This window comes from Streptomyces sp. B5E4 (genome assembly GCF_039871555.1).
Classification (GTDB): Bacteria; Actinomycetota; Actinomycetes; order Streptomycetales; family Streptomycetaceae; genus Streptomyces.
Genome location: NZ_JBDPMI010000003.1, coordinates 365,849 through 383,299, shown reverse-complemented (window position 1 = coordinate 383,299; position 17,451 = coordinate 365,849). Strand labels below are relative to the sequence as shown.

Annotated in this window: 15 protein-coding genes and 1 pseudogene; 7 read left to right on the top strand and 9 right to left on the bottom strand. The window is 73.7% G+C overall.

The features are described 5' to 3' along the window. The first annotated feature begins 540 nt into the window (after window positions 1-540). The 4 genes from ABGA99_RS06730 to ABGA99_RS06715 all read left to right on the top strand — a co-directional run bounded on the left by ABGA99_RS06730 (window position 541) and on the right by ABGA99_RS06715 (window position 5,081). On the top strand, window positions 541-1,347 hold the full coding sequence (locus ABGA99_RS06730) for an ABC transporter ATP-binding protein (protein WP_347576261.1): 807 nt from the start codon (window positions 541-543) through the stop codon (window positions 1,345-1,347). Continuing rightward, a complete protein-coding gene (locus ABGA99_RS06725; protein WP_347582306.1) occupies window positions 1,344-3,827 on the top strand; it encodes an ABC transporter permease in 2,484 nt (827 codons plus the stop codon). The genes ABGA99_RS06730 and ABGA99_RS06725 overlap by 4 nt, the downstream gene beginning before the upstream one ends. 151 nt (window positions 3,828-3,978) lie before the next feature. Beyond that, window positions 3,979-4,833, top strand: coding sequence for a helix-turn-helix transcriptional regulator (locus ABGA99_RS06720; protein WP_347582305.1), 855 nt, complete (start codon window positions 3,979-3,981; stop codon window positions 4,831-4,833). Next, window positions 4,830-5,081 (top strand): DUF397 domain-containing protein, encoded by a 252-nt coding sequence (locus tag ABGA99_RS06715; protein WP_347582304.1) that lies wholly within the window; start codon window positions 4,830-4,832, stop codon window positions 5,079-5,081. The genes ABGA99_RS06720 and ABGA99_RS06715 overlap by 4 nt, the downstream gene beginning before the upstream one ends. A gap of 11 nt (window positions 5,082-5,092) precedes the next feature. Here the strand turns inward: ABGA99_RS06715 and ABGA99_RS06710 are convergent, their stop codons facing one another. After that, window positions 5,093-5,290, bottom strand: coding sequence for a hypothetical protein (locus tag ABGA99_RS06710; RefSeq protein ID WP_347582303.1), 198 nt, complete (start codon window positions 5,288-5,290; stop codon window positions 5,093-5,095). Between the two features lie 249 nt (window positions 5,291-5,539). Between ABGA99_RS06710 and ABGA99_RS06705 the strand changes: the two genes are divergently transcribed. From ABGA99_RS06705 to ABGA99_RS06695, 3 genes and pseudogenes are all read left to right on the top strand, one after another. Continuing rightward, window positions 5,540-5,713, top strand: a complete 174-nt coding sequence (locus ABGA99_RS06705) for a hypothetical protein (RefSeq protein ID WP_347576266.1) — start codon at window positions 5,540-5,542, stop codon at window positions 5,711-5,713. A gap of 314 nt (window positions 5,714-6,027) precedes the next feature. Continuing rightward, window positions 6,028-6,258 carry a hypothetical protein gene (locus ABGA99_RS06700; protein WP_347582302.1) on the top strand — a complete coding sequence of 77 codons (231 nt, stop codon included), beginning with the start codon at window positions 6,028-6,030 and terminating at the stop codon, window positions 6,256-6,258. Window positions 6,259-7,857: 1,599 nt separating this feature from the next. Further along, window positions 7,858-8,025: pseudogene (locus ABGA99_RS06695) on the top strand (DUF397 domain-containing protein); the annotation flags it as partial. A gap of 24 nt (window positions 8,026-8,049) precedes the next feature. Here the strand turns inward: ABGA99_RS06695 and ABGA99_RS06690 are convergent. From ABGA99_RS06690 to ABGA99_RS06655, 8 genes are read right to left on the bottom strand one after another with little or no spacing between them, the layout of a single operon-like run. Then, window positions 8,050-8,340: a muconolactone Delta-isomerase family protein gene (locus ABGA99_RS06690; protein ID WP_018839378.1), complete on the bottom strand. Its 291-nt coding sequence runs from the start codon at window positions 8,338-8,340 to the stop codon at window positions 8,050-8,052. A gap of 34 nt (window positions 8,341-8,374) precedes the next feature. Continuing rightward, a complete protein-coding gene (locus ABGA99_RS06685) occupies window positions 8,375-9,859 on the bottom strand; it encodes an aldehyde dehydrogenase family protein (RefSeq protein ID WP_347582301.1) in 1,485 nt (494 codons plus the stop codon). Beyond that, entirely contained in the window at window positions 9,856-10,908 is a 1,053-nt protein-coding gene (locus ABGA99_RS06680) for an oligopeptide/dipeptide ABC transporter ATP-binding protein (RefSeq protein WP_347582300.1), read from the bottom strand. Before ABGA99_RS06680 ends, ABGA99_RS06685 begins: the two co-directional genes overlap by 4 nt. After that, entirely contained in the window at window positions 10,905-11,909 is a 1,005-nt protein-coding gene (locus tag ABGA99_RS06675) for an ABC transporter ATP-binding protein (RefSeq protein WP_347576270.1), read from the bottom strand. Before ABGA99_RS06675 ends, ABGA99_RS06680 begins: the two co-directional genes overlap by 4 nt. A gap of 12 nt (window positions 11,910-11,921) precedes the next feature. Further along, on the bottom strand, window positions 11,922-12,869 hold the full coding sequence (locus ABGA99_RS06670; RefSeq protein WP_347576271.1) for an ABC transporter permease: 948 nt from the start codon (window positions 12,867-12,869) through the stop codon (window positions 11,922-11,924). Continuing rightward, a complete protein-coding gene (locus ABGA99_RS06665) occupies window positions 12,863-13,879 on the bottom strand; it encodes an ABC transporter permease (protein WP_347582299.1) in 1,017 nt (338 codons plus the stop codon). The genes ABGA99_RS06670 and ABGA99_RS06665 overlap by 7 nt, the downstream gene beginning before the upstream one ends. 50 nt (window positions 13,880-13,929) lie before the next feature. Further along, the gene (locus ABGA99_RS06660) at window positions 13,930-15,621 is read right to left on the bottom strand and encodes an ABC transporter substrate-binding protein (protein ID WP_347582298.1); all 1,692 of its coding nucleotides are present in this window, start codon (window positions 15,619-15,621) and stop codon (window positions 13,930-13,932) included. After that, window positions 15,618-17,366, bottom strand: a complete 1,749-nt coding sequence (locus ABGA99_RS06655; RefSeq protein WP_347582297.1) for an NAD(P)/FAD-dependent oxidoreductase — start codon at window positions 17,364-17,366, stop codon at window positions 15,618-15,620. Before ABGA99_RS06655 ends, ABGA99_RS06660 begins: the two co-directional genes overlap by 4 nt. Window positions 17,367-17,451: the final 85 nt, after the last annotated feature.

The following is a 17,451-nucleotide window of genomic DNA, read 5'->3' as shown; positions in this document are numbered from 1 at the left end:
GGCCGGCGGGATCCGCCGCGGGGGGCGCCGCCCGCGTCGCCGGCCCGGCGGCCGGCCGGGCGGCTCGCGGCACGTCGCAGCGCCCGGGCCACCGCGCGCCGGGTCCGGGGACCAGCGCCGGGGGCGGCCGAGTCGCCCGGATCCGTGACCGGACCGCCGACCGGCCGCCGTTCACCCGTCCCGCCGCTCGCCGGCCGTCCCCCGCCGCCGTTGTCGTACGCCGGCGCCTCCCGGCCCGTGCCCCCGCGCACGAACCACCCGCGCGCGCGTCCGGCCGCGCGGCCCGCCCCGCGCCCGTACCGCCCGATGACCCCGCCCGCCCACGTCACCGCCTCAGTGTGCCAACCCCGCCCCCGCCGCCGGATCCCCCGCGAGACCCACCCCCCGTCCCTCCCGCGACTACCTCGCGCGGATGACGCCGCCCGCCGTCGGCCGGATGCGGTACGGACCTTCCATACCGCGGCCGACGTGCCCGCCCCCGGGTCACGCCTAGCGTCTGGCTGCCGCACGCCGACCGCCGAGCCGGGGAGGACCCGCGACATGGCCGCACCACCGCACACCCGCCGCACCGAGAGCGACACCGCCGAGGTACTCATCGACCTGCGGGGGGTCAGCAGGACGTACGACGAGGGCCCGCCCGCGCTGGACGACCTGACCCTCGCGGTCCCCACCGGGCAGGCGCTCGCCGTCCTCGGCCCGTCCGGCAGCGGCAAGTCGACGCTGCTCAACCTCATCGCGGGCCTGGACCGGCCGAACACCGGCACCGTCACCGTCGACGGGCTGCGCGTGGACGAGCTGAGCGAGAGCGCGTCGGCGAAGTACCGCAGGGCGTCGGTCGGGATGGTCTTCCAGTTCTTCAACCTGCTCGACGACCTGACCGTGGCCGACAACGTGCTGCTGCCGGCCCAGTTGGCCGGGATGCCCCGGGCCCGCGCCGCCGCGCGGGCCGCGGAACTCCTCGCGTACCTCGGCATCGGGCGGCACGCCCGCGCGTACCCAGGGCGGCTGTCGGGCGGCGAACGGCAGCGCGTGGCGGTGGCGCGGGCGCTGATGAACCGCCCGCCGCTGCTGCTCGCCGACGAGCCCACGGGCGCGCTGGACACCGCCTCGGGGGCGGAAGTCCGCGAGCTGCTGCGGGACTTGCACGCGGACGGGCAGACGATCGTGCTGGTCACGCACGACCTGACGCTGGCGGAAGCGTGCGCGACGCGGACGGTGGAGCTGGTGGACGGGCGGATCGCGCGGGACACCGCGGACGGCGGCGGGAACGGCGGTACGGACGGGGGTACGGCGACTCCGTACGACACCTCCGCCGCGTACGGCACCTCCCCCGGGGCCGCCCGATGAGCGCCCTGGGCCGGGTGGTGCGCGCCGGGGTCGGGCGGCGGCGCGTGCAGACCACGGTGATGGTGCTGACCACGCTGCTCACCGTCGCCGCGGCGGTGCTGGCGACGGGGCTGCTCGTCGGCTCGCGGGCACCGTTCGACGACGCCTTCGCCCGGCAGCACGGCGCCCACCTCACCGGGCAGTTCGACGCCGCGAAGGCCACGGCCGCGCAGGTACGCGCCACCGCGGACGCCACCGGCGTCGCCGCGGCCTCCGGCCCGTACGGGATCACCTCGCTGCGGCTGCGCGTCACCACCGCGCCCGAGGGGGCCATGTCGCCGCCGCTGACGGTCGCGGGGCGGAAGTCGGCCGGCGGTCCCGTGGACGACCTGGACGTCACGGAGGGCCGCTGGGCACGGGCGCCCGGCGAGATCGTGATCGAATCGGGCGCGCGGGCCCCGGACATGGTGCTCGGCGCGCGCGTGCAGGTCGACGGCCTGCCGGGCGGCCCGACGCTGAAGGTCGTCGGGATCGCCGAATCGATCGGCGAGAGCGCCGACGGATGGGTCGTGCCGGAGCAGCTCGGGGAGCTGACCGCGCCCGACGGCCCCCGCCCCGACCGCCAGATGCTCTACCGCCTCGACGACGCCGGCTCGCGCGCCGGCGTCGCGGCGGGACGCAAGGCGGTGGCCGCCGCCGCGCCCGCGGGGGCGCTGTCCGGGTCGCAGTCGTACCTGGACGTCAAGCAGCTCGCGGACGAGAACACCGCCGCCTTCATCCCGTTCGTGACCGCCTTCGCGCTGCTGGGGCTGGCGATGTCGGTGCTGATCGTGAGCATCGTCGTCAGCGGCGCGGTGGGCGCGGCGACGCGGCGGATCGGCGTGCTGAAGTCGCTGGGCTTCACGCCGCCGCAGGTCGCGCGGGCGTACGTCGCGCAGGCCGCGATCCCGGCGGCGCTGGGGGCGGCGCTGGGCGCGGTCGTGGGCAACGTGCTGTCCGTACCTCTGATGGACGAGGTGGCGACTGCGTACGGCACGGGGCGGATCCTCATCCCGCTCTGGGTCTCGCTCGCGGTGCCGGCGGCGGTCCTCGCCCTCGTCGCGGCGACGGCCCTGGGCCCGGCGCTGCGCGCGGCCCGGCTCCGCACGACGGCGGCGCTCAGCGTCGGCCGCACGCCGCGCGCGGCACGGGGCCGCCGGGTACGGCACCTGCTGGGCCGGCTGCCGCTGCCCCGGGCGCTGGGGCTGGGCCTGGCGGGCCCGTTCGCCCGGCCGGCGCGGTCGGCGACGATGGCGGCGGCGGTGACGTTCGGGGCGCTGGCGGTGACGTTCGCGGTGGGCCTGGGGACGTCCTTGATCGCCTTGCAGAAGGAGGGGACGCCGGACGCGACGGGGGACGTGATGGTGCACAGGATGATGGGCCCGAGCGCACCGGGTGCCCCGGGCGCTCCGGGCGCTCCGGGCGCTCCGGGCGCTCCGGGCGCTCCGGGCGCTCCGGGCGCTCCGGGCGCTCCGGGCGAGCCGGGAGCGGCACCCCCGGGCGCGGAACCGGACCCCTCGGCGACGCCCCCCTCCCCCGCCCCAGCCAAGGAGATCGCGGCGGCGATCGGGGCCCGCGCGGAGACGGAGCACTACTTCGCCACCGCCGAAGCCGACGTGACGGTCGCCGGCCGGAAGGGCGCCGTACCCCTGGTGACGTACCACGGCGAAGCCCCCGCCGGCGGCCACCGCCTGGCCGCCGGCCGCTGGTTCGCCGCCCCCGGCGAGGCGGTCGCCCCGGCCCGCTTCCTGGAGGCCACCGACACCCGGATCGGCGACAGCGTGACCCTCCGGGACGGCACCCGCACGACCGAACTCCGCATCGTCGGCGAGGTCTTCGACCTGGGCGACGAGGGCATGGCCGTACGCACCGCGTACGCCTCCGTCGCCACCCTCGTCCCCGACCTCGAACCCGACGAGTGGGCGGTGGACCTGACCCCGGGCACCGACCGGAGCGCCTACCTCACGGCGCTCAACGCCGACCTGCAACCGCTGGGCGCCGAGGGGACCTTCTCCGAGAACGACGAGGAGTCCCCGGTGATCGTCGCCATGCAGGCGCTGATCGCCATGCTGACGGCGATGCTGGTGGCGGTGGCCTGCCTGGGCGTCCTCAACACCGTGGTCCTCGACACCCGCGAACGGGTCCACGACCTGGGCGTGTTCAAGGCCCTGGGCATGAGCCCGAGGCAGACGGTCGCGATGGTCCTCACCTCGGTCGCGGGCATCGGCCTGGCCGCGGGCGCGGCGGGCGTCCCCCTGGGCGTGGCACTGCACCACTATGTGGTCCCGGAGATGGGCCGCTCGGTCGGCACGAACATCCCGGACGCCCTGGTCGACATCTACACGCCCGCGCACCTGCTCCTCCTGGCCCTGGCGGGCGTGGCGATAGCCACCGCGGGCGCCCTGCTCCCCGCCACCTGGGCAGCAGCCACCCGCACGGCAACGGCCCTGCGCTCGGAGTGACGGACCCCGGAAGGGAGTCCCCTTGGCCACCCTGCGCGCGCGTACGCTGTGCGAGCGTACGCGCACGCAGGGTGGACAGTACTCGTGACTTTCCGTGAGCATGGGTGCGTTGGGTGTGAGGTACGGGGCGGGTGCGCGAGAGGTGGCCAGGATGGCCGATGGCACGGTGGAGACGGGTGGTGGCGGCAGCTGCGGAAGTGAGCCGGAGCCGTCGGACAGCATGCGGACGTTCGGCGCGATGGTCCAAGCGCTGCGAGAACATGCGGGGTTGAGCCGGGAGCAGCTCGGCGACCACGTGCGGTACTCGAAGCACACGGTGGCGTCGATCGAGCGCGGTCGGCGGATGCCGCCGCCGGACTTCGTGGAACGGGCGGAGCCGGTGCTGGGGGACACGGGGGCGCTGCGGAAGTCGGTGCCGCATCTGGCCCGGCGGCCTGGGCTGGCACGGTGGTTCCGGGAGTGGGCGAGGCTGGAGAGGGAGGCGATCAGGCTCTCTACGTACGAGTGTCGGCTGATCCCGGGCCTGTTGCAGACGGAGACGTATGCGCGGGCCCTTTTCGGAAACGAGTTGCCACCGCTCACCGATGAGCAGATCGAGGTCCAGTGGGAAGCACGCGCAGAGCGGCAGCGGTTACTACGAGAGCGCCCGAGCACAGCGTTCAGCTTCATCCTGGAGGAGCATCTGCTCCTACGGCAGATGGGCGGGGCAGAGATCACGCGCGAGCAGATCGACCATCTGTTGGCGATCGCGGAGCTACGGAACGTCGAGGTTCAGGTCATGCCGCAGATGCGGGTAACGCACGCGGGTCTGGCAGGACCGATGCAGCTACTCGAAACCCCGGAGAACCGGTGGTACGCCTACAACGAAGCACAGCGTGGCGGTCTGTTCGTCTCGGACCCGAAAGAGATCAGCGTGCTCCAGCTCCGGTATGCCAGGATGTGCGCGCAGGCCCTCAACCCCGAGGACTCAGTGAGCCTGCTCCAGCGAATGCGAGGAGCGCAATGAGCCCCAGCGACTTGGCCTGGTTCAAGTCCAGCTACAGCAGCAGCGGCGACGGCGACTGCGTGGAAGTCGCCGTCTCCTGGCGCAAGTCCAGCTACAGCAGCGGCAGCGAAGGCGACTGCGTCGAGGTCGCCCCCTGCCCCTCCGCCGTCCACGTCCGTGACTCCAAGGACAAGACCGGCCCCCAGCTCACCTTCACCCCCGACGCCTGGGCCGACTTCGTCACCTTCGCCCGCCACCACCAGCTCTGACCCCTACACCACTACCGTTCGCGCCGGTCACGCTCTCTCTGCAAGCGCTGCGCCGACTTCGCTTCGCGTCGCTTCTGCTTGAGATACTCGGCGTGATCGTGACGGCGCTGCCGCTCGACGCTCTTCGCCTCGTCGTTGCTGACTCCGAACAACAGTCGCGCCAGCAACTGAAAGAAGCCCGCAACCGCACCCACGTACACGGCAAACACCCAGCCGAGGACCGTGGGCGCTCACAAGAACACAACAAGCCACCAGTACCAGGCCATCCTTCCAGCGTAGTGCCGCTGGACGGCCTGGAACCCTTCCTCGGCTTCCGGCGGGGCCGGTAGAGGAGTGGGCTCACGGCAATGATGTCATTCTGCGCGCAACGTACCGGACATGAAGAGGGCTCACACTTTTATCGCGTCATCCTCGATGGAGGCGACCGGCTTGCTTTCGTAGTTCTTGATCTGCAACAGATGGAGATCTTCCCTTCGACCCCGGAGGGGAGACCGATCGGCGACGTCGACGCACCGAACGCTGTGCTCTCCCAGCTCAGGAGGGAGGAGTTCGCCCTGATCTCCAGCATTATCAGGCGTCAGTGGCGGAAGGACGGGGAACCGCCCTCCCAGGTCGTCAAGTACTACGGCTGACAGAAGGAACGGCGCGGCGGAACGCAACGACGGCCGCGTCCACGGCATGGGCGCCAACGCCACAGGCCAACTCCAGGCGAGCGAACCCGTTCAAGACGCCGTTCGACCTTGTGACACCATGTGCGGCATGACGACCAACCGAAAGGCCCGTGCCGCGTAGACGGCCAGGACACGCCCGGGCCGGAATTCCGGACCGTCAGCAGTCACACCGCCCGAAGCCGGCCATCGACGGCCTCTCGCCGCGGGCGCTGTCCGAGATCGTTCGTCTTGAACGCACGCGGAACTACCTCCAACCGGGGGACATCAGCTCGGCATTGCGTTTGTGGAAGGACTACGTCCACCGGCCTGCCCGCGAGCTCTGGCACGACGACGAGTTCGGCAACGTGCACTGGTACTGCTGCGGCAACCCTCACGAAGGCCGCGCCCTACTCGACGGTGTGATCCGGGCGATGTCGCCTCGCGGAGCCCGCGAACTCCGCAAGATCATCGAGGAGCTCGACGCCTTCATGGGCCCGCCCGACCCAGCCTCCGACCGCCGAAGATGAAGGACAAGCGAAGGACGGCTCAGCTCACGGATCCACGCGATGACGTGGGGCAACGACGCGATCCGTGAGCCCGGTGCGGGGCGGGGCGGGATGCTCCCGGCGTCGGGGGCGGCGGCGCGGGGGTGCCGGCCCTGGTCGCCGGAGTGGCCGGTGTCGTGGGGGAAGACCGGCGTCGGGGTGGGCGGTGTCGTAGGCGAAACGGCCTGACGTGGGATTTGGAGCATTTCGCCCCCCGGCCGCTGAAGCCCAGCCACGTCCCCGGGGGAGCCCGGCTCGGGCCCAGCGGCGATCACACGGGACAGGCCGCGCCCACCAGCACCCGGAACCTGTGTTGCCCGGGGAAGCAGCGCCCAACTCCCCCGCCGCACCACGTTCGCCCACACGGCGACGGCGCGCGCCGGGGTCCTGTGCGGCGTCGAGTGGGCAGTGTGCACGTGCCGCGGGGCGAAACTCGGGCCCTGGGGCCCGATCCGGCCCGGATCCGGGAGGGTTACCGCGAGTTACGACCCGATCCCTCCGCCCGGGGCTTGCGGATGGCGGTTGCCCGGCCTCGGAGCGGCTGCGTGCGCGTCGATGGGCGAAAGTCGGACCGCGGGGGCGATTTGCCCGGTTCGCTGGGAGGTTGCCGCTAGTTTCGCTCGATCCTCGTCGTTCGGCGCGACCTTGCGCCCGTAGGTCCGCCCGGGGGCGGCGAGTGCGTGCGCGTGAGCGAAAGTCCGGCCAGGAGGGCGGTTTGGGCGACTTTCGTTCGTCGACCGCCATGGGTTTGTCGCAGTGGCGTTCGCTCCAGGTGGCCCAGGTGAGGGCTGGCGCCCCTGGCGGCGAAAGTCGGGCCCGCCGGGGGGGTGCCCCGGTTAGGAGGAGGGGGTGCCGCGAGTTTCGCCCGCCTGCGGTCCATCGGGGCGGCCTGGGCGGGGGGTGGCGCGCCTCGATGGGCAAAAGTCGCGGCCCCTGGGTGATTTGGGCTGGTTTTCGGGGTGGGCCGCCGGGAGTTCGTCTCTACCGAGTGCATTCCGAGTCGCCTGGAGGGGCGGATGGCCGAGTGGGTGCGGCTGGGTGGGCGAAAGTCTGCGTTTGGGGCTGATTCGGGGCATGCCCAGGGGTGTTACCGCTACTTACGGCCCGATTTCTCCGCACCGGCGGTGCAGCTCCCCCCGGCGGGCGGTCGCCGGGCGGACGCACGCCCCTGCATGCAGGCGTTGGGCGTTGATTCCCCGGGTGGGCTCGTTCCGGGTGCTGGCGGGCGCGGGTTCTTGCGTGCAATCGCCGCTGCGGCCCGAGCCGGTTCCCTCGGGGACGCAGCTGGGCTCCGGCCTGGGGGGTCAATGCTCCACAACCCACGTCAGGCCGTTTCGCCTACGACACCGCCCACCCCGACGCCCGCCTTCCCCACGACACCGGCCACTCCGGCGACCAGAGCCGGCCCCCACCGCGCCGCCGCCCCCGGCACTGAGAACATCCCGCCCCCGCCCCACCACGCACCGGGCTCCCACCCCGACGCCGGGAACGCCCGCAAGCGGATCAAACCCCGGCACCGGCCTTCGCCCCCGCACCCCGAGGACGTCGAACTCGCCCCATAACAGCCCCGACGGCGACTGCGTGGAAGTCGCCGTCTCCTGGCGCAAGTCCAGCCACAGCAGCGGCAGTCAGGGCGACTGCGTCGAGGTCGCCGCCTGCCCGTCCGCCGTCCACGTCCGTGACTCCAAGGACAAGACCGGCCCCCAGCTCACCTTCACCCCCGACGCCTGGGCCGACTTCGTCGCCTTCACCCGCCGCCACCAGACCTGGCCCCTACACCTCCGCCGCCTTCGGGTCCACCGGGTGGACGGCCAGGGCGTGGACCGTGACGTCCATCCAGGGCCACACCGGCAGCGACGAGATGATCGCGTGCATCTCCGTGGGGTCCGCCGCCCGCCACAGGCCCCAGTTGTCCGTGCGGCCCGGGACGCGCCACATGCGGACCAGGTGGCCCGCCTCGGCGAGTTCCGCCGCGCGGCGGCGTTCGGCCTGGGAGACCGAGTCCTTGTACTCCGGGTCCATGCCCTCGGGCCAGGTGATGCGTATGTTGATGAGGAATTCCATGGGGTTCCTGTCGTCTCGTCGTGCGGGAAAAGCGTCAGGCGCCGAACGGGTCGGCCGGCGTGCCGTGTTCGGTGACCACGGACTTCGTCTGGAGAAACTCGGCCACTGCCTCGACGCCGTTCTCGCGGCCCAGGCCGGACTGCTTGTAGCCGCCGAAGGGGACGCTCCAGTGGAGCAGCCGGTACGTGTTCACCCAGACCACGCCCGCCTGGAGGCGGCGGGACACCCGGTGGGCGCGGGCGGCGTCCCGCGTCCAGAGGCCGGCGGCCAGGCCGTATTCGACGGAGTTGGCGATCTCCACCGCCTCGTCGTCGGTGTCGAAGGGGTGGACGGTGACGACCGGGCCGAAGACCTCCTCGCGGCAGACCGCCGCGTCGGGGGCGGTGTCGACGAGGACCGTCGGCTCGTACCAGTAGCCCTCCTTCAGATCCCCCTCCACCGGCGCCCGTCGTCCGCCCGCCACCGCGCGGGCTCCGCCCGCCAGCGCCTCGTCCACGTACCCCTCGATCCGCTCCAACTGCGCCGCCGAGGCCACCGGGCCCACATGCGTCGCCGGGTCCGCCGGGTCGCCCACCCGCAGCCGCTGCACCGCCGGGGCGTACCGGCTCAGGAACTCCTCGTACACCTCCCGCTGTACGAGGACCCGCGAGCCCGCGACGCACGTCTGGCCCGCTGCCGAGAACGCGCCCTGGCGGGCGGCGGTGACGGCGGCGTCCAGGTCGGCGTCGGCGAAGACGATGTGGGCGGACTTGCCGCCCGCCTCGCAGACGTAGCGCTTCATCTGGCTCGCCGCGCGCGCCCCGAGGGTCCGGGCGACCGCGGTGCTGCCGGTGAACGTCACCATCGCGACGTCCGGGTGGTCCAGCAGCCGCCCGCCCTCCTCCGCGCCGCCGATGACGACGCTGACGACACCGGGCGGCAGCCCGGCGTCGAGGGCCAGTTCCGCCAGCCGTACGGACGACGCGGGGGCCTGCGGCGGCGGCTTGAGAACGACGGTGTTGCCCGCGGCCAGCGCCGGGGCCAGCTTCCACGAGCCCAGCGACAGCGCGCCGTTGAACGGCGTGAACGCGGCGACGACGCCCAGCGGCTCCTGCCGGATCAGCGCGTCGGTCGTGGCACTGAGCGTGCGGTGGCGGTCGTCGAGGGTCTCGGCCGCGGCGGCGAAGTAGCGGTACCAACGGGCCAGCGCGCGCACCTCGCCGCGGGTGGCGGCCAGCGGCTTGCCGTTCGCCAGCGTCTCCAGCCGGGCCAGTTCGTCGGCGTGCTCCACGATCACGTCGCCGAGCCGGTGGAGGAGGTCGGCGCGGGCGTACGCGGGCAGCGCGCCCCATGGTCCTTCGTGGAACGCCGCGGAGGCGCCGCGCACCGCGTCGTCCACGGCGTCCGGGTCGAGGCGGGCCAGCGCCCAGACCCGGCCGGTCGCCGGGTCGGTCAGCGGTACGGACGTGCCCGCGGGCGCGCGCCGGCGGCCCTCCGTGTGGGAGGTGTACTCGGCGGCGGCCGGGGTGGCGGGGGTCATGGTGCGGGGGTCCTTTCGGCGAGGGCGGCGCGCACGGCCGGGGTGTCGTGGTGGTGGCAGGCCACAAAGTGGCCGGTCGCCGAGACGGTGGCGGGCGGCGGGGAGTCGCCCTCCCGGCACGCGGCGGTGGCGAAGGGGCAGGACATCTGGAAGCGGCAGCCGGGGGGCGGGGCCGACGGGTCCGGGGGTTCGGCCCGCGGTCCGTCCACATCCGTGAGGTCGGCGTCCCGCGCACCCGCCGCCCGCGGGTCCGGTACCGGCACCGCGCGCAGCAGCGCCCGCGTGTACGGGTGCCGCGGCGCCGCGAACAGTTCGTCGCACGGCGCGCTCTCCATCACCTTCCCGCCGTACATCACGACGACGTGGTCGGAGAGGTGCCGGACCACCCCCATGTCGTGCGAGATGAACAGGAAGCTGACGTCCCGCTCGCGGCGCAGGTCCTGGATGAGGTTGAGTATCTGGCCCTGGATGCTGACGTCGAGCGCCGAGACGATCTCGTCGCACACGATGAACCGCGGCTCCACCGCCAGCGCCCGCGCGATCGCCGCCCGCTGGCGCTGCCCGCCGGACAGTTCGTGCGGGTAGCGGCCGGCCAACTGCGGGCGCAGGCCCACCTGGTCGAGGAGTTCGGCGACCCGCGCGGAGACGCCGCCCGGCGCCACCGTGCGGTGCACCGTGAGGACTTCGCGGAGCATGGTGCGCAGCGTCATCCGCGGGTTGAGGCTCGCGTACGGGTCCTGGTAGACGATCTGCGCCACCCGCGGCAGCGTCCGGTCGCGGCGCAGCTCGCCCAGCTCCCGGCCGTGCAGGCGCACGCTGCCGGAGGTGACGGGCGACAGGCCGAGCAGGGCGCGGCCCGTGGTGGTCTTGCCGCTGCCGGACTCGCCGACGAGGCTGACGATGCTGCGCGCGGGGACGGTGAAGGAGACGCCGGCCACGGCGTGGGTGGTGCCGGTGACGCGGCGCAGCAGCCCGGTGCGTACGGGGAAGTCCACCCGCAGGTCCGCCACGACGGCGGCGGGCGGCGCGGTGTTCTCGGCGGCGCTCATGTGCGGGCTCCTTCCGCGGGGACGGGGGCGGTGACCGGGCAGCGGACCAGGTGCCCGGCGCGGGCCGGGTCCGGCTGCGCCAGAAGTGGGACACCGTCCCCGCACTCGGCCCGCGCCAGCGTGCAGCGCGGCTGGAACGCGCACCCCGGCGGCGGCGCCGACGGGTGCGGCGGCAGTCCCGGGATGGCGGGGAGCCGGTCGCCGGGCTTTCTGTCCATCCGCGGTACGGACCGCATCAGCGCCCGCGTGTACGGGTGGCCCGGGGCGTCGAACAGCTCGGCGGTCGACGCCGTCTCGACGATCATCCCCCCGTACATCACGGCGATCCGGTCCGTGACCCCGGCGACGACGCCCAGGTCGTGGGTGATGAGCACCAGCGCCATGTCCAGCTCCCGGCGCAGCCGGTCGATGAGCCGCAGCACCTGGGACTGGATGGAGACGTCGAGCGCGGTGGTCGGCTCGTCGGCGATGAGCAGCCTGGGTTCGCGGCTGATCGCCATGGCGATCAGGACGCGCTGGCGCATGCCGCCGGAGAGCTGGTGCGGGTACGCGCGCAGCCGTTCGCGGGCGGCGGGGATGCCGACGAGCTGGAGCAGTTCGGTACAGCGGTCCGCGGCGGACCTGCGGCTGTGGCCGTCGTAGCGGATCAGCGGCTCCGCCATCTGCTTGCCGACGCTCATGGCGGGGTTGAGCGCGGACAGGGCGTCCTGGGAGACGAGCCCGATGCCGGAGCCGCGGACCGCGCGCAACTGCTTCTGGCTGAGCGCGGTGAGGTCCGTCCCGTCGAACGTCACCCGGCCCGAGACCCGGGCGCCGCCCCGCCCCAGCATGCCCAGGACCGCCAGCATCGTCTGGCTCTTGCCGCTCCCTGACTCGCCGACGACGCCCAGCGACTCGCCGGCGGCGACGCGGAAGGAGACGTCGCGGACGGTGGTCAGCGAGGAGTCGTGGTCGTGGCCCGGGTGGCTGACCTCAAGGTGCGCTACGTCCAGCACGTTCACGGTGGTGCCTCCCTACGCGAGCTTGATCTTGGGGTTGAAGTACGCCTGCGCCACGTCGACCAGCAGGTTGATCAGCACGAAGGCGACGGCGATGACGAGGATTCCGCCCTGGACGAGGGGGATGTCGCGGGACGAGATGGCCTGCTGGAGCGCGAGCCCGACGCCCGGCCAGGAGAACACCGTCTCGGTGAGCACCGCCCCGCTGAGCAGGAACCCGGCCTGGAGGCCGATCACCGTGACCACCGAGGGCATGGCGTTCGGGAGCACGTGCCGGACGACGACGTGGAACTCGCCGATGCCGCGCGAACGGGCCGTCTGCACGTAGTCGTTGTCGATGACCTCCAGCACCGCCGAGCGGGTCATGCGGGCGATGACGGCCAGCGACCAGGCGGCCAGGGTGATGACGGGCAGCACCATATGTGCCGCGGTGTCGAGGGCGCCGCCGCCGGCGATGGAGGTCATGCCTGTCGCCGGCAGCATCCGCAGTTGCAGCGAGAAGACGACGATCAGGACCAGGCCGAGCCAGAACGACGGCACCGAGTTGAGGAACAGCACGCCGACGGTCAGCCCGCGGTCGCGTACGGAGCCGGGCTTCTGCGCGGCCCAGGTGCCGATGGCCACGCCGAGGACCGCGGCGACGACGATGGCCGTGCCGGAGAGCAGCAGGGTGTTGAGCAGCCGCTCGGACAGCACCTCGGAGACCGGGCGGCCGAAGGACAGCGAGCGGCCGAGGTCGCCGCTGAAGAGGTTGCCGAGGTAGGTGAAGTACCGCGAGACGGCGGGCTCGTCGAGGCCGAGGTCGGCGCGGAGCGCCGCGCGGTCCTCCTCGGACGAGGTCGGGCCGAGAAGCGCGGTGGCCTGGTCGCCGGGGATGATCTGGCCGAGGCCGAAGGTGGCGACGGTCACCCCGAGGAGTACGGGGATCATCTGCAGCGCGCGGCGCAGGATGAAGGTCAGCATGCCGCGTCTCCCGTCTTGCCGGAGCGGGCGGCCGGGGCGGCCGTCCCGCCGTCGTCCGCCCTGCCGTCGTCCGTCCCGGCGTCGTCCGTCTTCGCCGCCCGCGACCGCCGCGAGCGCGGGTCGAGCCGGTCCCGTACGCCGTCGCCGAGGAGGTTGAAGCCCACCGCCAGGACCACGACCGCGAGGCCCGGGAGCGTGGCGACGTGCGGTGAGGTCACCAGCAGCGCCCGGCCGCCGCTGAGCATCTGGCCCCAGTCGGGCGTGGGCGGCTGGGCGCCGAGGCCGAGGAAGGCGAGGCTGGCGCTGAGGATGACGTTGCGGCCGGTCTGCAGGGTGGCGAAGACGACCAGGCCGCCCAGCAGGTTCGGGGCGATGTGGCGGAACGCGATCCGCCGGTGCCCGTACCCGAGGGCCGAGGCCGCCTCCACGTACTGTTCCTGCCGCAGCGAGACGACGTTGCCGCGGACGATCCGGCCGAACTCGGGGATCGTCACGACCACCACCGCCACGATCAGCGACGTGGTGCTGGGCCCCAGCGCCACGCCGATGCCCAGCGCCAGCAGGATGCCGGGGAACGAGAACATCACGTCGAAGACCCGCATCAGCACGCTGTCGACCCAGCCGCCGACGTAGCCGGAGAACAGGCCGATGCAGCCGCCGACCGCCAGCGCGAGGAGCGTCGGCAGGATCGCGACGAGCAGCGCCATCCGGGCCCCGTACATGAGCCTGCTGAGGATGTCGCGGCCCACCTCGTCGGTGCCCAGCAGGTGGCCGTCGCTGAAGAGGCCGAGGCCGAGGGCCGCGGGGTCGGTGTCCAGCGGGTCGTGCGGGGCGATGAGGGGCGCCAGCAGCGCGACCAGGACGGTGACGGCGACGATGCCGCCGCCGAGGTACGCGGTGGCGTTGCCGGCGGAGAGCCGGGCGAGCCGGCCGCGCGTGCGGGTCCGCGCCGGCGGGCGGGCGACGGGCGCGCCCGCGGCTCCCGGGGGTGCTGCCGCGGTGGCCTTCATGGCTGTTCTCCCCTCACTTCTCTCGGCACCTGTCTCACTTCTCCCGTTCCTCACCGGCGGCGGATGGTGGTGTAGTCGACGTACACGGAGGCGGCGGGCGCGACGCCGCCGACCTTGCCGGCGAGGAGCCGGGGCAGGCGGTCCTGGTAGAGGAAGACCCAGGGGGCGTCGGCGGCGATCTCGTCGGCGGCCTGCCGGTAGAGCCCCATGCGGCTCGCGGTGTCCGGCTCGCCCCTGGCCCGGTCGAACAGGGCGTCGACCTCGTCGTTCGCGTACCAGCCCCGGTTGACGCCCGCGGGCGGGTGCGCCTGGCCGCTGAACATCCGCTCCAGGAAGTCGGCGGCGTCGGCGCCCGTGGTCCAGCCGTTGAACGAGCCGTGGGTGCGGTCGTCGTAGCCGTTGCCCTCCTCGGCGACCAGCGACGCGAACTCCATGTACCGCACCTTCAGCGACACCCCGACCGCCTTCAGGTCCTGCTCCAGCAGCGCCATGATCTCGGTCGCCTGCGAGAACCCGGGACCGCTGTCGGGGGCGAGGAGCGTGATGCGTACGGGCGTCTCGACGCCGCTCTCGCGGATGAGCTGCCGGGCACGCTCCGGGTCGTAGGTGTACGGGGAGCTGCCCGCCCCGTCCGTCTCCGCGGCCGCCTCGTCGTACGCCTCGTTCCCGCGCGGCAGCGGGCCCGTGGAGGGCGCGACCTGGCCCTGGGTGAGGGTGGCGATGGCCTTGCGGTCGACGGCGTAGTTGAGCGCCTGGCGGAACTCCGGGTCGTCGGTGGGGGCGATGCGGGCGTTGAGCCGCAGGAAGTACTGGTTCGCCGCGTCCGGGTACTGCACGCTCATCGCGTCGTCGTGGGTGAGCTGGTGCACCTGCTGGGCGCCGGCGCTCAGGATGGCGTCCACCTCGCCGGTCTCGGCGGCGATGGCGAGCGTGGTGGGGTCGGTGACGGACTCGACGACGATGGTCGGCGTGCGCGGCTCACCGCCCCAGTAGCCGGTGTTGCGCTCCAGGGTGATGCGCCGGCCGTGGTCGGCGGCGCGCTGCGTGAACGGTCCGGTCCCCACCGGGTGCAGGCCGATGTCGTCGGGCTTGCCGGCGTTCAGCGCCTTCGGGCTGACGATCGACATGCGCCGGTCGGTGAGCAGCCGCGGAAGTCCCGCGTACGGCTCGGAGAGCCGCAGCGTCAGCCGGTACGGCTCGGAGAGCCGCAGCGTCAGCCGGTACGGCCCGGTGACCTCGACGCGCTCGATCCAGCGGGTCAGGAACGTCATGTTCCCCGCGGCGGTGGCGTCATGGACCGGGGAGTCCTCGTCCATGATCCGGTCGAAGTTGAGCTTGACGGCGTCGGCGTCGAGGCGCGCGCCGTCGGCGAAGGTGACGCCCTCGCGGAGTTCGAGGGTGTAACTGCGGGCGTCGGAGGCGGACTTCCAGGACTCGGCGAGCCCGGGGCGCAGGGCCGGGGCGCGGTCCGTACGGGCGCTCAGGTCCTCGCGGATGAGGGGGTCGTAGAGGGCGTCGACGATCCGCAGGCCGACGGTGCCGGACATGCGGTGCGGGTCGAGCGGCGGGATCTCGCCCTCGGCGCCGATGACCAGGGTGCCGGAGTCGCGGCCGAAGGACGGGTTGGCGCTGCAGCCGGCGAGCAGGAGGGCGGCGGCCAGCGCGCAGCCGGCGGCGGCGCGCAGGCCCCTGCGGGGTGCGCGGCGCGGACGGGGCGGACGGGGACGGTGCGTGAACCTCATGCCTGTCGCCTTTGCTCGTCGTCGGACGGGTCGTGGGCCGGGTCGCACAGCCCGGCGCCAGGGGTGGGTCGCAGGGCGGGGCCCGGGGCGGGTCGTAGGCCGTCGCCGGTGCCGGGGCCCGGGGCGGCGTTCCGGTCGCCGGGACCGCCGCCCTCGCGCAGGTCGGTGAGGACGGCGCGGGCCGCGTTGCGGCCGGGGGTGCCGGTGACGTAGCCGCCGGGCCAGGTGCCGGCGCCGGAGAGGTAGAAGCCGGGCAGCGGGGTGCGGTAGCCGGCGACGGCGGGGTGCGGGCGGGCGCCGAAGAGACCGGCGGGGAGCATGTCGCCGTGCGTGATGTTGCTCTCCGGCAGGCCGAGTTCGCGCTCGATCTCGACGGGGCCCAGGAAGCGGTGGTCGGTGATCCGGTCGCCGAGGCCCGGCATCAGCTCCTCCAGCACCGCGACGCAACGCCGCCCGAACGCCTCGACGCGGGCCCCGTCCCAGCCGCCGTCCTCCGGCGCGTACGGCGCATGCCAGGCGTTGACGGAGATGAGGTGGGTGTCCCCGGGGGTGAGCCCCGGCGAGGTGAGGGTGGGGATGAGCCCCCACATCAGGGGGCGTTCGGAGGCCCGCCCGGCGAGGGCGGCGGTGACGGACTCCTTGATGTGGCCGAGGGAGTCGCCGAAGCGGAACTGGCAGGCGCGCGCCGCCTCCGCATCGGCGTCGTCGGGCAGACCGGCGTACGCGGGCAGGGAGTCGACCTCCAGCACCAGCTTGAACGCCGAGCCGCGCATCAGCTGCTCCGCCACCTCCGCGCGGACGTCCGCGCCCAGCGCACCGTCGTCGAGGAGGTCGCGGAAGAGGTGGACGGGGTTGACCGCGGCGACGACGCGGTCGGCGGCGAACTCCTCGCCGGCCGCGGTGACCACGCCGCGCACGCCGCCGCCCCGCTCGTCGTACAGGATGCGGGATACGGGCGTGCCGGTGCGGAACTCGACGCCGTGGGCGCGGCAGCTCGCTTCGAGCGCGTCGACTATGGCGCTCATCGAGCCGACCGGCAGACCCGTGGAACCGCGCAGCGCCACGCGCTCGGCGTCGCCGGGGCCGCTGAGCCCCGCCGCCGACGCCCGGGCGAAGGGGCGCATCATCAGCCCGATCGCCGTGCCCGGCGCCGACGGCGGGACGAGTTGGGCGTTGAGCGCCAGCATCCCGAGCAGTCCCCCGACCTGCTCGGAGTGCAGCCGCTCGGCCAGCAGCCCGCGGAGACTGCCGTCGAAGACGGCGGTGAAGAGCTTGAGGTCGTCCGGGTCCGACAGCCGGCCGCGCAACTCGTCCAGGGCCGGCGGCGGTTCGTCCAGCGAGACGCCGAGGGCGGCGCCGAGGCGGTCCAGCCCGGCGATCAGCTCGCGGTAGCGGCGGGACTCGCCGGCGGCGAGGGCGTCGAGCTGCCGGTCCACGCGGGCCTGGTCGCGCCAGCCGACGAAGCTGCGGTCGGCGAAGCGGTGCACGACGGTGGGATCGGCCCGTACGAACCGCAGGCCGTGGTCCGCGAGGCGCAGCTCGCGGACCACCGCGGGGTTGAGCGAGCCGGGCGAGTTGGTGAACGACAGGGTGCGTCCCGGCAGGAACTCGTACGGGCCGCACGGCCCGCCGAGACGGTCGCGCGCCTCGATTACCGCGACGCGCAGCCCCGCCCGGCCCAGGTAGGCCGCGGCCACCAGACCGTTGTGGCCGCCGCCCACGACGACCGCGTCAAAGCGCCTCATCGCCCACCACGTCCCCTCCGTCGTCCTGTCGTTCCGTCGTCCTGCTGTCGTCGTGCCGGCCTGCTGTCGTCGTGCCGGCCGCCGC

Bases quoted from the DNA above. Each gene is read 5' to 3' on its own strand.
- ABGA99_RS06660 (WP_347582298.1), bottom strand. From the start codon at position 15,621: ATGAGGTTCACGCACCGTCCCCGTCCGCCCCGTCCGCGCCGCGCACCC.
- ABGA99_RS06720 (WP_347582305.1), top strand. From the start codon at position 3,979: ATGGCCGATGGCACGGTGGAGACGGGTGGTGGCGGCAGCTGCGGAAGT.
- ABGA99_RS06665 (WP_347582299.1), bottom strand. From the start codon at position 13,879: ATGAAGGCCACCGCGGCAGCACCCCCGGGAGCCGCGGGCGCGCCCGTC.
- ABGA99_RS06685 (WP_347582301.1), bottom strand. From the start codon at position 9,859: ATGACCCCCGCCACCCCGGCCGCCGCCGAGTACACCTCCCACACGGAG.
- ABGA99_RS06725 (WP_347582306.1), top strand. From the start codon at position 1,344: ATGAGCGCCCTGGGCCGGGTGGTGCGCGCCGGGGTCGGGCGGCGGCGC.
- ABGA99_RS06655 (WP_347582297.1), bottom strand. From the start codon at position 17,366: ATGAGGCGCTTTGACGCGGTCGTCGTGGGCGGCGGCCACAACGGTCTG.
- ABGA99_RS06670 (WP_347576271.1), bottom strand. From the start codon at position 12,869: ATGCTGACCTTCATCCTGCGCCGCGCGCTGCAGATGATCCCCGTACTC.
- ABGA99_RS06705 (WP_347576266.1), top strand. From the start codon at position 5,540: ATGGAGATCTTCCCTTCGACCCCGGAGGGGAGACCGATCGGCGACGTC.
- ABGA99_RS06730 (WP_347576261.1), top strand. From the start codon at position 541: ATGGCCGCACCACCGCACACCCGCCGCACCGAGAGCGACACCGCCGAG.
- ABGA99_RS06680 (WP_347582300.1), bottom strand. From the start codon at position 10,908: ATGAGCGCCGCCGAGAACACCGCGCCGCCCGCCGCCGTCGTGGCGGAC.
- ABGA99_RS06715 (WP_347582304.1), top strand. From the start codon at position 4,830: ATGAGCCCCAGCGACTTGGCCTGGTTCAAGTCCAGCTACAGCAGCAGC.
- ABGA99_RS06690 (WP_018839378.1), bottom strand. From the start codon at position 8,340: ATGGAATTCCTCATCAACATACGCATCACCTGGCCCGAGGGCATGGAC.